Annotated in this window: 20 protein-coding genes; all 20 read right to left on the bottom strand. The window is 61.9% G+C overall.

What is annotated here, in order from left to right; all coding sequences use genetic code 11:
- Positions 1–2: 2 nt before the first annotated feature.
- The gene (locus tag JK199_RS11980) at positions 3–539 is read right to left on the bottom strand and encodes a S26 family signal peptidase (protein ID WP_212376249.1); all 537 of its coding nucleotides are present in this window, start codon (positions 537–539) and stop codon (positions 3–5) included.
- Complete coding sequence (locus tag JK199_RS11985; protein ID WP_212376252.1) at positions 536–1000, bottom strand: DUF2840 domain-containing protein; 465 nt, start codon at positions 998–1000, stop codon at positions 536–538. Before JK199_RS11985 ends, JK199_RS11980 begins: the two co-directional genes overlap by 4 nt.
- Positions 997–1239 (bottom strand): ribbon-helix-helix protein, encoded by a 243-nt coding sequence (locus JK199_RS11990; protein WP_212376255.1) that lies wholly within the window; start codon positions 1237–1239, stop codon positions 997–999. The genes JK199_RS11985 and JK199_RS11990 overlap by 4 nt, the downstream gene beginning before the upstream one ends.
- Positions 1236–1979 carry a DNA-methyltransferase gene (locus tag JK199_RS11995; protein ID WP_212376258.1) on the bottom strand — a complete coding sequence of 248 codons (744 nt, stop codon included), beginning with the start codon at positions 1977–1979 and terminating at the stop codon, positions 1236–1238. The genes JK199_RS11990 and JK199_RS11995 overlap by 4 nt, the downstream gene beginning before the upstream one ends.
- Positions 1976–2614 carry a ParA family partition ATPase gene (gene parA, locus JK199_RS12000; RefSeq protein ID WP_212376261.1) on the bottom strand — a complete coding sequence of 213 codons (639 nt, stop codon included), beginning with the start codon at positions 2612–2614 and terminating at the stop codon, positions 1976–1978. Before parA ends, JK199_RS11995 begins: the two co-directional genes overlap by 4 nt.
- Positions 2611–3666 (bottom strand): replication initiator protein A, encoded by a 1056-nt coding sequence (locus JK199_RS12005; RefSeq protein WP_212376264.1) that lies wholly within the window; start codon positions 3664–3666, stop codon positions 2611–2613. The genes parA and JK199_RS12005 overlap by 4 nt, the downstream gene beginning before the upstream one ends.
- The gene (locus JK199_RS12010; RefSeq protein ID WP_018307952.1) at positions 3666–3959 is read right to left on the bottom strand and encodes a helix-turn-helix transcriptional regulator; all 294 of its coding nucleotides are present in this window, start codon (positions 3957–3959) and stop codon (positions 3666–3668) included. Before JK199_RS12010 ends, JK199_RS12005 begins: the two co-directional genes overlap by 1 nt.
- A 227-nt stretch (positions 3960–4186) precedes the next feature.
- Positions 4187–5191: a type II toxin-antitoxin system VapC family toxin gene (locus JK199_RS12015; protein ID WP_212376267.1), complete on the bottom strand. Its 1005-nt coding sequence runs from the start codon at positions 5189–5191 to the stop codon at positions 4187–4189.
- 193 nt (positions 5192–5384) lie between these two features.
- Positions 5385–6635 carry a cation:proton antiporter gene (locus JK199_RS12020; RefSeq protein ID WP_212376270.1) on the bottom strand — a complete coding sequence of 417 codons (1251 nt, stop codon included), beginning with the start codon at positions 6633–6635 and terminating at the stop codon, positions 5385–5387.
- Between the two features lie 109 nt (positions 6636–6744).
- Entirely contained in the window at positions 6745–7161 is a 417-nt protein-coding gene (locus JK199_RS12025) for a DUF2285 domain-containing protein (RefSeq protein ID WP_212376273.1), read from the bottom strand.
- A 49-nt stretch (positions 7162–7210) separates the two neighbouring features.
- Positions 7211–7510 (bottom strand): transcriptional regulator domain-containing protein, encoded by a 300-nt coding sequence (locus tag JK199_RS15825; RefSeq protein ID WP_244985112.1) that lies wholly within the window; start codon positions 7508–7510, stop codon positions 7211–7213.
- Between the two features lie 132 nt (positions 7511–7642).
- Positions 7643–7921 carry a DNA -binding domain-containing protein gene (locus tag JK199_RS12030; RefSeq protein WP_212376275.1) on the bottom strand — a complete coding sequence of 93 codons (279 nt, stop codon included), beginning with the start codon at positions 7919–7921 and terminating at the stop codon, positions 7643–7645.
- 11 nt (positions 7922–7932) lie between these two features.
- On the bottom strand, positions 7933–8160 hold the full coding sequence (locus tag JK199_RS12035; protein ID WP_456304283.1) for an XRE family transcriptional regulator: 228 nt from the start codon (positions 8158–8160) through the stop codon (positions 7933–7935).
- Positions 8161–8373: 213 nt separating this feature from the next.
- Entirely contained in the window at positions 8374–8526 is a 153-nt protein-coding gene (locus JK199_RS12040; protein WP_212376277.1) for a hypothetical protein, read from the bottom strand.
- 341 nt (positions 8527–8867) lie between these two features.
- Entirely contained in the window at positions 8868–9191 is a 324-nt protein-coding gene (locus tag JK199_RS12045) for a DUF736 domain-containing protein (RefSeq protein WP_166928337.1), read from the bottom strand.
- 18 nt (positions 9192–9209) lie between these two features.
- Positions 9210–9425, bottom strand: coding sequence for a hypothetical protein (locus JK199_RS12050; protein WP_212376280.1), 216 nt, complete (start codon positions 9423–9425; stop codon positions 9210–9212).
- A 536-nt stretch (positions 9426–9961) separates the two neighbouring features.
- Positions 9962–10897 (bottom strand): DUF2493 domain-containing protein, encoded by a 936-nt coding sequence (locus tag JK199_RS12055; RefSeq protein WP_212376283.1) that lies wholly within the window; start codon positions 10895–10897, stop codon positions 9962–9964.
- A 312-nt stretch (positions 10898–11209) separates the two neighbouring features.
- A complete protein-coding gene (locus JK199_RS12060; RefSeq protein ID WP_212376286.1) occupies positions 11210–12256 on the bottom strand; it encodes a DUF7146 domain-containing protein in 1047 nt (348 codons plus the stop codon).
- On the bottom strand, positions 12256–12684 hold the full coding sequence (locus JK199_RS12065; protein WP_212376289.1) for a hypothetical protein: 429 nt from the start codon (positions 12682–12684) through the stop codon (positions 12256–12258). The genes JK199_RS12060 and JK199_RS12065 overlap by 1 nt, the downstream gene beginning before the upstream one ends.
- Before the next feature lie 83 nt (positions 12685–12767).
- Positions 12768–13970: a DUF932 domain-containing protein gene (locus tag JK199_RS12070; RefSeq protein WP_212376292.1), complete on the bottom strand. Its 1203-nt coding sequence runs from the start codon at positions 13968–13970 to the stop codon at positions 12768–12770.
- Positions 13971–14305 lie beyond the last annotated feature (335 nt).

The raw sequence follows: 14305 nt of genomic DNA on the forward strand, positions 1-14305 counted from the left end.
CCTCATTTCTGCTTGAGGTTGGGAGAAATTGGTGATGGCGCGAGCCACAGCGGCTGCGCGCGGCCGAGCACGGTGTCGACCGGCAGGACGCCGAAATAGCGACCGTCGAGACTGGTCGGGACTGCCGGGTTCATGACGAAAATCTGGCCGGGCAGGACATGCCGGCAGCCCTGCCAGACCGGCAGCGGACGGCCGCGATGATCGCGGGGCAACGCATTGCCGAGCACCATGCCATCGACGGTGACAGCAGCGCCGATCCGGCAGACCAATTGCCCTGGTAGTGCCGCGACCGGCTTGAGCAACGGCACACCGAAGGGCATATAACCACCGCGCGCCAGCGTTCCGGCGACGTCGGCAGGCGGCCGGATCGCGATCAGGTCGCCGACATGCAGGGTGCTTACCGATTGCAGGCGATACAGCCCAACCGGCGTGCTGGCGGTGACGTTCCAGATCAGCCGGGGCGCCGGATGGATCACCAATGACGTGCCAGCACCGAGCATTGCGAAATAGGTGGTGAAGAACCAGCCGAAGCGCGTCATGATACCGCCCTCCGGCGCAGCCAGGCTTGATGGCGGTCGCGCGTGTAGGGGCGTGACGCCTGTCCGGCGAGCATCCGGTTGTGCAGATGCCGCCAATGGTCGGGGGCCACATCGACGGGGTCGATGCCGATGGCTTCGATATGATCGACGGCTTCGAGCACCAGGCGGACCTTCGGCCAGCCGCTCTGGCGCAGCAGGCTCTCGCCACCGGGGCGCACGAACGGTACCGTCTGATAGGGCTCGCCGGGACGGGTGACGCGCACGATGTCGATGCAGGACACCACCGTGCCGTAATCGTTCGCCGCCCAGCGCAGAAAGGCGAACACGGTGTCCGGCGGAAAGCTCAGTATCCGCCGCCGACGATCGAGAATCTGCTCATGGGCGACAGAGCCGAAGCGGATCCAGTGCTCGATGCGCTTCTCGATCCAGGTCAGTTCGACATGAGCGAGGGTGTCGTTCATGGCACATCTCCAGAAGTATCGGGGAACTCACGGATCAGCAGCGCGCGCAGCATGTCGGCGACCGTGATGCCGCGCTGGAACGCCGCGACCTTGAGCCGTCCGCGCAGCGCCGGCGTGACGTCGATGGTCAGCCGGGCGGTAAAGCGGTTGGTGGTCGCAGGCTTCTCCGGCGCCCTGACCCAGCGTTCAGGATCGGCAGGACGCGCCGCGAAGCCGGGCGGCGTGCGATGTTCCGTCATGGCGAAATTCCTTCGCCGAGCGGCAGCACGGAGGCGATGCGGTCGCGCGCCTTCTGCGCCATCACCGGATCAATCTCGCAGCCGACATAGCGCCGGCCAGCCAATCGACAGGCGACACCGGCCGCGCCCGATCCGGCAAACCAGTCACCCACCAGACCGCCCGGTGGGCAGCTCGTGCGGATCAGGATTTCCAGCAGGGCAACCGGTTTCTCGGTCGGATGAATGGCGCGGCCATGCGTATTTCGGACCGGAATCACGGAGCGCATCAGGCGAGGGCCGCCATCCTCGCTGACATAATGGCCGGCATCGATCCGGCCCATGTGGGGCGGCCGGTGTTTCCGCCGCACCGTGCGCGCCCGCGCATCGGGCGTGGTCGGGACCGCGTTGTAGACGGCCCGCCAGGCCGTATCCTCGCGATAGAACTGGACGATCAGTTCATGTACGCGCCGGAAGCGATCGGCATGGAAGCTGGAACCATTCTGCTTCTCCCAGACCAGTTCCTGGGCATATTTCCAGCCAGCGTTCCGGAATGCCGCGTTGGATGCAAGGAAACTCCGCAGCGAGCCGAAGACCCAGAGCGAGCCGCTGGGTTTCAGGGCCGCGAGTGCCTTGCCCGGCCAGTCCACCACGCGCCGGTCCCAGGCGAGCGACGTATCGCCATAGGGGGGATCGACCAGGATCATGTCGTAGGGACCATGCCAGGGCATCAGGAGCGCACTGTCGCCGGTCAGAAGGGTCATGGCACCAGCCCCCCGATCTCAGCCGTCATAGCGGCGATTTCACGGGCGGCAATCCCATGCGGGCGCAGGTCGCAGACCAGGCGGCCGGTGCGCGCGGCATCGGCGAAGGCGACACGCTGGCCGATCCGCGCCATGAGCGCCGCTGGCTCATGTCCCACCAACGCCAGCCGGGTTTCGCGGGCGATGACCGTGCGTGCGGCACAACGGTTCAACACGAAGCGGGCCAGCAGGTCGGGACGGAAGAGCCGCGCCTCCTCCAGAATCCGCAGCATCTCGGCCGAGGCCCAGCCGTCGAAGGGCGAGGGCTGGGCGGGAAGCAGCACCAAGTCGGCGGCCAGCAGGGCCGAGCGCAGCAATGCCGCCACCCGCGGCGGACCGTCGATGACGACGTGATCCGCCCCCTGAGCCAGTTGGGGCGCCTCGTGGTGAAGTGTGTCGCGTGCGAGGCCGGTCACGCCGAACAGCCGGGGCAGTCCTTCCCGCGCGCGCTGCGCCGACCAGTCCAGCGCCGAGCCTTGCGGGTCAGCATCGATGACCGTCACGCGCCGGCCTTCCCGAGCCCATTGGCCCGCGAGATGCAGCGCCAGCGTCGTCTTGCCGACGCCGCCCTTCTGGTTGAGAAGGGCCACGATCATGACCCCTCTCCGGGGCTTATCCACGGATCGGCAGGGGGGCCAACATCCTTAAAGTTAGACTCTTTTAAGTTAGATTCTAAGTTAAGGGTGCCATAACCGTTTGATTCAACGTCGTGATTCGGCGTTTTCCGCAAACGATAGCACGGATGCCGTGGCAGTGATGGCACGGATAAATCCACAACTGATAGCACGGATGAATTCACAGCCTGTCCACAGGTACCTGTGGATAATTTGACAGGCGCGAAGGCCAGCGAGTCATTGCCGTTACGGTCGGGGCGCACCGACAGCCGATAGCCGGCAAAGGGCTGCCGTTTCGCCATCTCGCGCAGTTCGAAGGCAAAGCGGCGATAGGGGGAAAGGCTGGCGGATTTTTCGTAGAGATGGCGAAGGCCGAAGGCCCAGCCCGCGCGCTGACGACCACCATGCTTGCGCACGATGCGATAGAGCCAGCGCTCCAGACCGCCGGTGAGGTTAAAATAGGCCGGATCGATGGTCAGAACGAGCGCGTCATCGAGCACCGCCTGGTAGAACCAGTCGGGCAGGATCAGTTCGATCACGCGGGTGCGGCCTTCCCGCGCGGTATGTCGCTTCCATTCGTTGATCCAGGAAAAGCGGTGCAGTTGCCCCTTGCCGGTCTGCCGCAGCGAGGTCTTGATCGTGGTGGATTGCAGCCGGTCGAAGGTCGCTTCCAGCCGCTCGTAATCCCGCGCGCTGTCGCCCCGGCCGATGAAAGTCAGGATCTCGCGCGGGCTGGCCACCATCAGCCGCGACGTGCGCCGACCGGCGTCGCGCGCGGCAACAAGATGACTGGCGGCCCAGATCAGCACGTCGGCATCCCAGATCGTGGCCATGCCATGTTCGGCGGAAGCCTCGACCCGGATGGTGACATCCGGGGTCCGGTAATCGATCGGGACCATGCGGGGAGATTTGGCGAGGCTGAAGAACGGGAACGCCATCAGATCCTGGGCGTCGCGAGGCGCAAAATCTCCCGCAATCGCATGGAAGAGTTCCAGTTGCTCGCGCTCCGAACGCGCCCTGCCGATCGGGGACATCAGCGGCGGTTCCCACGTGAGGTCGGCGATGTCGGCGGGATCAGCGGGCTTTGCCGCGCAGCAGCCGACACGGTGCCGGCGGTGGTGTCCGAGGTGTGGGCGCGTGCCCCGCTCTCGACCCAGGCCTGTAGTTCATCGACCCGATAGACCACACGACCGCCGAGCTTCGAATAGCGCGGGCCGGTGCCGTAGATCCGGTGTTTTTCCAGGGTGCGAATGGAAAGCCCGACGAAGCGCGAAGCGTCGGGCGTGCGCAGATAGCGCGGCGGCAGGTCGCTGTAATTGGCGGACATGATGTGGCTCCGTGATCGCTGTCTGGGGCCGCAGGACAAATGCGGCCAGCAAGGATCAGCGTGGCGGAGCGGGTAGGTTCGGAACTAGGACCGATCTCGCAGAGGCATGAGATCGGTCCGTGACAGGTGAAAAATCACGGTATGCCTACCGCGAATATAAGTCATATTGGAAGTATTTAATAAATATAATTTATAAAAATAAATAACAATTCATTAAATTATTATATTTATAAATAACAATTATTTACGATATCCAAGGTCTCCTGGATACCAGACGATCCGCCTTGTACTATTCTTGCAATAGGAACTCCACATGGTGCATCATTCCTGACTCCATCAATGTTTCGTATAAAATTTTTATCTGCAGATATAACCAAGTCAGCTTCACAGAGATAGACGGACAACGCTGCATCAGCAGGCGTCCCAGGTGTTACTTTTTGTACGGACTGCAGCATTTCGAAAGCATAGTGTAACCAGAAGCATTTCATCTGTTTTTCATTGACTTCTCGCAACCAAAAACGATTCCACGATGCCAAAGAAAACTGCATCCGATCAAAATCAAGAAAAGGCGTTAACCATTCACCAAGAGGGTGTTCAGGATATGCCAGCGCTCTTGTTACAGAAGCCCACGAACGTATCCTCCAGCATTGAATAGGTTCATCTGTGATCCCTTCGGGCAAAGGGGCTGGAAATGTTCCCTCACAATTTTTGAGTGAACCAATATCACGAATGCCTTGCTCCTTACTTAGGCTTCGTTGATCAGCATAATCTTTCCTTGCCATTTCGAGTAAATTACGGGGCCATCCACCATCCTCCCGTAATGCATTTCTAAGTAATTCCGAACGATAACGTGCTCGCTCCCAGAATCCTCTGGTCTTTCGCGTCCAATCATAACGTAGCTTATGGAAGCGTTGAGTTTTGGGTTCATGACGGAGCCACTCGGGTCGCAACCGCTTAACTTCTGAAATAATTTCCTGAGATAAAGTGTAAGCCTCTGGCATTAGGCGTGTCCAAGTGGGCATAGTAAGTAACCTTACTAATCGACGACGATACTCATCAGCGGGGGTTGCTAGAGCTTCAAAAAGAATTAGTGGTGGAACGACAATAATATTATTGGTACGTTTAATAGCCCGGTGCAAATCAGGACCTACGTCAGCTTTAGCGAACTCACTCCAAATGTTTGTATCCAGCATGATGCGTATAGGTGATTTCCTATCAATCCGATTTGGCATGTTTAAATTTTCTCCTAATGTTAAAATCAAACCTATGTTTTTAAATAAAGTATTTGTATATTATACATTGTATTTCTCATTCATGTTATTTCAGTAGACAAATAAATACTGGAAACGGAAAATCGACGCTCCATGGTAGCGCGACAACCACGTCGCATCATGTTGACCGAAGTGAAACAAGCGAAATTACCACTTAGACGGATGCCGGATAAAGCCTACGGGCAACCCGCTCCATGGTCAGTCCCTGCACGATGATGGTGAACACGACGACGCCGTAACAGACCGGCAACAACAGGTCGCGCAAGTCTCCGGGTGGCAATCCCAGTGCCAGCGAAACCGAGATGCCGCCACGCAGACCACCCCAGGTCAGGATCCCAAGAACCCGGCCCTGTTCCCATTGCCTGAGATGAACCGGAAGCGTTGAAAACAGCACGCTCAATGCCCGCACGGCAATGGACAGCGGGATCACGGCAAGTGTCGCCAGCACCGTAAACAGATGCGGCGTGATCTCCAGGATTTCAAAGCCGATCAGCATGAACAGCAGGACGTTCAGCACCTCGTCAATGAGTGTCCATGCGACGTCGAGTTCCTTTCGGGATGCCTCATCGAAAACGGAATGGCTATAGCTTGTTCCAAAGCACAGTCCCGCCACTACGACGGCAATAGCCCCCGACATGCCAAGTTGGTTGGCAATGCTGAAGGTTCCGGTCGCCAGAGCCAGCGACGTCAGTAGATCGATATGCGAATCCCGCTGTCCCTTAAGCACATGGAGCGCAATCCATCCGGTCAGTGCGCCCAGCAGACCGCCACCAATCGCCTCGCGGCAAAAGCTCAGAGCAATCTCGGAGGCGGTAACTCCCAGACTGTCCCCGGTCGCCAGTCCGATCGTGACGCCGAAAATCACCACGCCCACGCCGTCATTGAACAGGCTCTCCCCTGCGAAAACGGCCTGAAGGGGGCCGGGCAGTCCGAGACGTTTCAGCATTCCGACGACCGAAACCGGGTCGGTTGGTGCGAGAATGGCGCCAAGGACGATGCACCATGCAAAAGGAATGGCGTGGCCCAACAGGGGGAAGACGTACCATGCCGCGATCGCCAGAAAGGCAACGGCCAGAACGGTTCCCAAAACAGAGAGGGCGGCCACAGAGGCAAGCTTTGCGCGCAGATGTCCAACGTTTACCTGTGTGGCCCCGACAAACAGAAGCAGAGACAGCGCGCCATTCAGAAGGGCCGTGGGGAGCTTGATCGCTCCGAGCACAGACCGTGGGAGAGCCTGAAGGTCATAGGCCGGTATCAATGGATTCAGGATCATGACCAGCAGGGAAGCCAGCAGTGAGAAGACCAGCACGCCGATCGTCACAGGAAGGCGAAACGTGTGGTGATTGAGAATGCTGAATCCTGCCGAGATGGTCAGAAGCAGAGCGAGGAGGCTGATGGTATCCATGCCTTCACCGCTGGCCGTTGCCGTCCCCCACGTCAAGAAAAACCGGATGCTGGCTGCTTCTCGAAAGTCTTGATTGTCTGTGAAGTGGCACACGAAAGGACGAGTCGTCCTATCGCCCCCGGAATGGATGTAACAGCAAACGCCGGTATTCTCCGTCGCGCAGCGCCCGCGCAAAACGTACCAGCCGTTTCATGCGGAAATGCAGATCGTGCGAAAGCCAGTCCCCAGCGGAAACCTCCCGACCGAACAGAACGCCGGCGATCTCGCGCTGCGATACCCCGCTGTCCAGACCGTCAAGCGTACGGAGCGCCAGGATCAGCCTGCGGATGCGATCGGATGACAGGCGGGCCGGATCACGACCGGGACGCCGATCTATCAGCACGCGCCAGAGCCGCAAGGCGGCCTGGACGCGTACCTCGAACAATGCGTCGAACGGCAGCAACACGCCGACCGGAGCCCCGTCAGGCGGCAGGACGTACAGGCGCAGGATCGTCTCCCCCCGCTCGACCAGCACTTCTTCCGCCATGTCGGGCGGCAGTCCTGCCCGGGCGAGGGAGAGCGGACGAGACGCCGCGTCAGCCAGTGCTGTCGGCAGGGGGGCAACCGCAATCACGGCCGGCGATACCGCAACAGTCCAGAGGGCGGTGCGTGGATCGAGGGTCGTGAGGACACTCTCGAAATCGCAACCCCCAGCGCCGGGCGAAGGCGTCGGCGTCTGACGTGGACAGCGCGGCCCGGCGCGCGGCGCGCTGAAGGGCGGCACGATCGCGGATAAAGTCCCGATTGCGACTGACAAACTGCAAGGCAAAGGCAGGGGCGTCGAGCGACCGCAGGCCCTCGTACGCGCCCGCCGACCGCCAGTTGGCGCGGCTCATGGCGTCGTCTCCAATGCGTAACGGGTGGGAACAGGGCAAGCACTTGCTCGCGAGAGTATGCCAGACCGTCCCGTTGCCCGCTACGCCCCGGTCCTGCAACAGGTCTTGCAGGTCACGCAACGATTCAGGATGTCAGTGGGGCGCACCGCCGCGCAGGAGATGCTGGTAGCCATGCTCGGTCATCCAGTGCGCCCGCGCCAGATGACTGTGCCAGCAGCGGTAGACGCCCTCGGGGTCAACTGTGGCGTCGCGGTGCAGCACGATGCGAGCCACCTCGCGCCAGTCGGCGCCATCGGCCTCGGCGTCCAGCAGGCGGAGATAGGTGATGAGGTGCTGTTCGTCATAGCCGGTGAGACAGGACGCTTCCGGGGCGCTGTCGGCGACGGACGGGTCGAGCGGAGGCTGCTGCATGATGGTTCCGATCAGGTCGGAGAACGAACGCGACGCACCCTAGCCTGCCGCGTTTCGGTGCCGGAAGTCTCGTGAAGAAACATGACGCCGCGTCCTTGTCCGGACTCGATGAACAGGATGCCCGCCGCTTCCAGCGCGCGGCGGACCTGGTCGGTCGTGCCCTCATGAACGCCAAGACCGCGTTCGGATTCAAGGCGCTTGAGCGCGGTCAATGCTACGAGGGCCTTTTCAGCAAGCATCTCCTGTGTCCAGTTCAGGAGTGCCCGTGCCGCCCTTACTTGTCGGCCAGTGATCATTCATGATCACATCCGACACGCAAAGCCAGCACACCAGAAATACGACTATAATAGTCGTATTATGGATATTCAACACCGTTCTTTCAGGATGATGGCAAAGGGAAATCGGCGTCTGGCTTCCGATGGCACGGGCGACCATACGAAAAGACCCCCGCGCTATGCGGGGGCCGGCTCGTCGTGGCGCTCTGCCGCACATCGGGCAAGCGCCTCTTTGAGTTCGCGCTCGATCTCTCGGCGCTCGCGGCGGCTCAGGTGAAAGCTGGTCAGTTCGGCGCGCAGCATCTGGATATGGTCGTGGTGCGTGGTCATCGTCCTGCTCCTTTCGTTTCTCGAAGACAGGACGGACGGCTCATGCCGGGGCGGAGCGGGTCAGGGATCGCCGCAGGCGACCGGCTCGCCGGCGCGTGGGGGAGCCGATTTTGTTCGGCGTGCCCGAAGGGTACGTTGGGCAAAATTGGGGGGACCACGTGTCCTTGACGCGGTGCGCCCTCGTGCATGGTACAATGGGAAGGCTGAGGGAAAGCCTCTGTTCCTCCTGCGTCTCACGTCGGGCGACCAGCGCTGCCGCCCGCGCCCCGGAGGAGCACGTTGGAAAAGAAGCGCCGGAAGGCCCCGCCCGGGGAGACCGGGCGGGGTTGGTGGTGGGGAGCTTACTCCCCGTTCCGGCTGCGGGGCCGGGTCCAGATGAGGGTGTAGCCTTCCCCTTCCTCGTCGGTGAACAGGTTGGCGAAGATCGGGGCGGCGAAGGAGGGATCGTCCAGCTTCAGGCTCAGATAGGTGCGGCCTTCGTTGGAGCGGCGGGTCCATGCGGCCCCGAGTTCGACCCGTCCGAGGTAGACGCGGTAGTTGGGGGCGTTGTCGTTGGCCCGGCTGGTTTCCGCCACCAGACGGACGTTACGGGCCTGCAGGGCCAGGGTGACGATTTCGCCTTCGAAGCCTTCGCCCACCTTCTTGAAGGAACCGATGTTAGCCATTGTCGTATCTCCATGCTGTTATCGGGCCGCGACCACCGTGGCCTCGATGGCGATCGACCAGCCGGAGGCGAGCGGCAGAGCACCCTTCAGGGCCGCAGCGCAGCGGAGGACGGCAGGGCCGGAACTTTCTTGTCTCGCGAGGAATGACGGCGCAGCCGGCAGGGGAAGAAAGTTCTGGAACGCCGTTGCGGCCAGCCGATCGAGGCGCAGCCGGTCTTCGGCTAGATCAGCCATCCGACCGAGGCCATGGTGTGCGGACCCGCCAGCCTCATGGAGAGACGATGCCGGCATGACCGGTCCGACAGGTGGGGAACGTACGACACAGGAGGATATCGCGCTCGCCCGGTGCGACCGTCTTCCATGCTGGTCGCGCGGATCGCGGCTAGACACCCGCCCCCGACTGCTGCGTCCCTGCTGCGAACGGTTCGGGCCGCATCCTCTGGACCCGTCGTTCCAACGAAGGCTGGCCAGCCGGTTGCCCGCTGGACGATCCCTCCTTCGCCACGGCTGTTTCGACCTGTTCACCGACGAGGAAGGGGACCACCGCTCCCTCATCCATCGTCCCCGCCGCCGGAATGGGGAAAGAGGTCACACCCCGCACCCGATCTCTCCGGGTGGGGCCTTCCGGGGGCGCGGTCAATCCCGTTTGCTTCAACCGGCAGCGCAGGCAACAGGGAGCCCGACGGACAGTTCTGATCGATCGGTACTACGCGAAAAATCGCGAGCGGCACTCATCGTTTCAAGGATATGGTCGAAAGAAACAGTGGCGCTCACGCGCCAGCCTCCCTGCGGAAGCGCCAGACCGGGATACCCATCTGTTTGGCCTTGTCGGCCAGATTGTCCTGAATGCCCGATCCCGGAAACACCATGACACCGACGGGCAGCACTTTCAGCAGAGCGTCGTTGCGCCTGAACGGGGCGGCCTTGCCGTGCCGGTTCCAGTCCGGCTTAAAGGCGATCTGCGCGACGTCGCGATGATCGGCCCAGCGGGAAGCGATGAATTCCGCTCCTTTCGGCGAACCGCCGTGCAGCAGCACCATGTCAGGGTGCTTCTCTCGCACCTTGTCGAGACGGTTCCAGATCAGGTGATGATCCTCGTAGTCGAGCCCGCCGGTGACCGCGACCTTTGGTCCGGGAGGCACGAGCAGTTCGGTTTCGGCCTTGCGGCGGGCGTTGAGGAAATCGCGGCTGTCGATCATCGACGCCGTCAGCGTGCTGCGGCTGACCAGCGAACCTGAGCGCGGTCGCCAGGGCGACATGGTCAGGCGTTCAAACTGGTCGCAGGCAAGGTCGCGGAAGATCTCGTAGGCGTTGCGTCGTTCCAGCAGGGTCAGGCCCTCGGCGATGAGACGCTCCAGTTCCACCGAGCGGATCTCGCTGCCATCCTGTTCCTGCTGGCTGCGTTTCTGCGCCGCCTCGTTACGGTCGAGATCGCGCTCCACCTGCCCGACCATGCGGTGAAAGACATTGACGGTGGACCAGAGCAGCGGTTCGAGATCGGGTTCCAGCCTTGTGTCGGTCAGCGTGGCTGACAGGGCGTCGAAAATATCGGCCACCGCGCCCTCGATCTGGCTCGCGTCGGGCAAGGACCTCGGATCCGGCTCGTCCTCAAAGGGACGATGGCCGTAAAGCTGGAGTTCCGCCAGCACATGGGCGGTGGAAGAGGTGGCGTGTACGGGTTCGAAATCGTCCTGCGTGCGGGTCATGGGTCTGTTCTCCGGTTCTGGCCGCGCCCCTCGCGGCCTTTCCGGGGGCGGATAGCGGCAGACGAAGGCCGGGCCGGAACCGCGCAACGCGCGGCCGGAACGCAGTGGAGGATGGCAGGAAGACGGCTATTTTGCTTCGCGATGCAAAGCGCGGCACGCGCGGCGGAAAATAGCCGGCTTCGCCATTGCAGGCCCGGCCTGGCTGGCGCCCGCTCCCCTCATGAAAGGCCCACGGGCGCGCCGCATCCGGAAACGGGACAGCCCCGCACGACAGGGAAAGAAGAGGACCCTCACCCCCCTTCCCGGCCCGCCTCAGTGGGCGACGGGTTGCAGGAACCGCGCCACGTCCTGCGGGGCAAGCTGGGGATGCAGGATCGCCCGCATCGCCCCACGCCCGAGATAGCGCAGATCATCGTTGAAATCCGCCAGACGCGGTGACAGCACGAGGCACTCGATCCCAGCCTCCTGCGTGCGGGCCAGCAGGGTCGTCACCGCATGGTCTCCGGCTGGGTCGTCATCGCGCAACACGTAGAGGCGACGCAGCGTGGGCAGAAACGTCATGGCCGCGAGATGCGCCGACGACAGGCAGGCCGCCAGCGGCAGATCGGGCATGACCTCGCGGAGCGAGAGCACCGTCTCGATCCCCTCGCCTGCCGCCAGAACGTCGGATGTCGTGCCAAAGCGCACGGCATGGCCGAGCAGATCGCCCATCGCCCGGCGGGGGATTTCGACAGGCGCCTTGCCGCGTCCGTCGCGCGCCAGCCAGGTACGATGCACACCGGTCACGCGGCCTTCGAGATCGGTGACGGCGGCGATCATGGCAGGCCAGGTCTCGGCCGGACTGTCGGTATCGGCGCGATAATAGCAACGTGGATGAAAGCGCAGGGCTCCGGTTCCGTGCAAAAGCGTCATGTCGCGTCTGCGGAGATACGTTTCTACGGGCGTGCCCGTGATCGGCCCGGACATGACCCAGAGCCGACGCGCGGCCTCGGAGGAACTGGCAGAGCCACGTTCACGGACCGGACGATCCTGTGACGACGATGCCGGGTCGGGACGTGGCAGGCTGAGGAACGCGCGGGCCTCGTCGGCTACGTCGCGAAAATCCACAAGGCCGAGGCTTTCGCGGATCACGTCCAGCAGGTCGCCATGCTCGCCCGACTGTGCGTCGGTCCATTTTCCAGCCCTGCCGTTCGCGGTGTCGTGCAGCCGGACAAACAGCGACCGCCCCGACGTGTTGCGCACATCACCGACCAGCCAGTAATTGCCGTGACGGCGACCGGCGGACAGATACCGCCGGCACACCGCCTCTGCGTTCTCCGCCAGACGACGGGCAAGATCGCCTGCATCATGCGAGGCCATTACCCCTGCCCTCCTGTTTCGGGATTGCATCCATCCAGGGCAATCGCCAGCCAGCGATCGGTGGTCGTCCATGAAATCGTCCTGCGCCTGCCAAGGTCGAGCAGATGCGCGCCGCCGCTGAATGCGCCCACCCGGGAACGTGAACAGCTATTGGCCCACTGGAATCCCCATCGGCCCCGCAGCCGAAAGGCCCGCGCGCAGTGTAGCACGAATTCCACGACCTGATGCGGATCTCCTGTTGTCTCGTCGCGCATCCAGAGCTTGGTGCCACCATATTCAGGCGTAATCGACAGGACAAAACCGTCAGACGGCGGTTCTTCCGCCGCCAGTTCGTCCATGAATTCATTATAGAGGTCGAGCGCCTTTGCGGCATTGTCCACCGTGCCCACGTCGAGCACGCAGGAAAAATGCGTGAAGAAATCAGCCATCGGAAGAACTCCCGAAACGAAAAAGCCCGGCGCTGTGGCCGGGCTCGTAAAAACGTATTGGCGGAAAGACGGAGAAACGGCTTTCAGGACGCACGCTCCATCAGCCTGCGGGCCTTCTCTTCCAGATCCAGCCGTGTGTCCTGATTGGCCTTCGTTCGCGCCAGTGCCGTAATCCCTTGCACGAAGTCGAACACGCTCTCGGGCTTGTGTCCTTCCTCATGTAAGACCGTTTCGATGATCTTTGCGGTTTCCGGTTTCGAGAACCCGCGACGGCGCAGGAAACTTTCCCGATCCTCATCGGTTTTTGCCACCAGCGCCCGGCGCGAGGCCTGAATGCCCGAGATGAACGAGGCCGGACTGGCCGTGGCGAAATTCCGGAGCGCCGGTGTCGCCTGATGCACGAAACGGGATGCTGCAAACTTGCTATGCCGGATCGTGATCTGTTCGAAATTCTCTACGCCCCAGAGCATCCTGTTCTGGCACACGCCGCGCAGGTAGAAGGACGCAATGCCGAGACTTTTACTGCCGACTTCCGAATTCCACGCGTAGAAACCCCGGAAATAGAGATCGGGGTCACCATTGGGCAGGCGTCCGGCTTCAATGGGATGCGTATCGTCCACAAGGAACAGGAAGACATCCCTGTCTGACGCATACAGCGTCGTGGTCTCCTTCGTGATGTCCACATAGGGATTATGGGTCATGGTCGCCCAGTCGATGACACCCGGCACCTTCCAGTTGGTATCGCCCGTACCATCGCCCGCGATCTTGCGCACCGCGCCCACCAGTTCGTGGTCCCAGATGCGGCCGTAATCGGGGCCAGTTACAGCACGCAGCTCCACCCGACCGTCCTCGGTTTCCAGCGTTTTGACCAGTTCGGCCCGGTGCGACAGCAGGCCGTGCTGCAGGTTGATCGCTGCCAGTGGCGCTGGAAGATTACGCAGGTACGACGAAGGTGCCCCGACAAGGCTGCACATCTGGCCGAACGACCAGTGTGTGGGGGCGATCGGGTCATTCTGTCCCGACACAGTCAGGGTCAGGCGTTCGGCATTGTCGCGGGAAGCTTCGACACGAATGGCGCGGCTTTCGACGGTGCGGGCCGTAGCCCGATCCGCACGCGCCAGCGTGGAGGCATGGAGGTCGGACAGCGACAGGTAGCGCTCGTCATCGGGGCGGGAGAACCACTCCGAAGACACGCGGGCATTGCGCTCCCCACGAGAAGGATCGATCTTAAAGCCGCCGGAAGCAGCGCCACGGGACGCAGGAGGCAGGATGGTGGTCGTGGCCATGGAAAACTCTCCTCTGATGCCGGTTATTCGGCACCAAAGGCGAAGCCACCCTCTTCCTCTGATCACCACTTCCCACGCGGGATCCCATCCAACCCCAGAAATGCCCAGTCCCTCATCCCGGAACACGGCGTTCCCGTCACCTACCCGAAATCACGACAGCAATGGGGGGCAAGCTGAAGGTCGGCTTATAGGATAAAAAATACCAAAATGGACACAAAGTGAACGGATCGGCCAAATCATTCTTTGAGCATTTACTCATAGCCAGCAGCATGAAGTAATCAGATATGAGTCCCAGCGCTAATGCTCCAACTCCGTCTCGTAAGACTGCGGGAGGC

Origin of the sequence: Acetobacter persici (genome assembly GCF_018256955.1) — a bacterium.
GTDB classification, from domain to species: Bacteria; Pseudomonadota; Alphaproteobacteria; order Acetobacterales; family Acetobacteraceae; genus Acetobacter; species Acetobacter persici.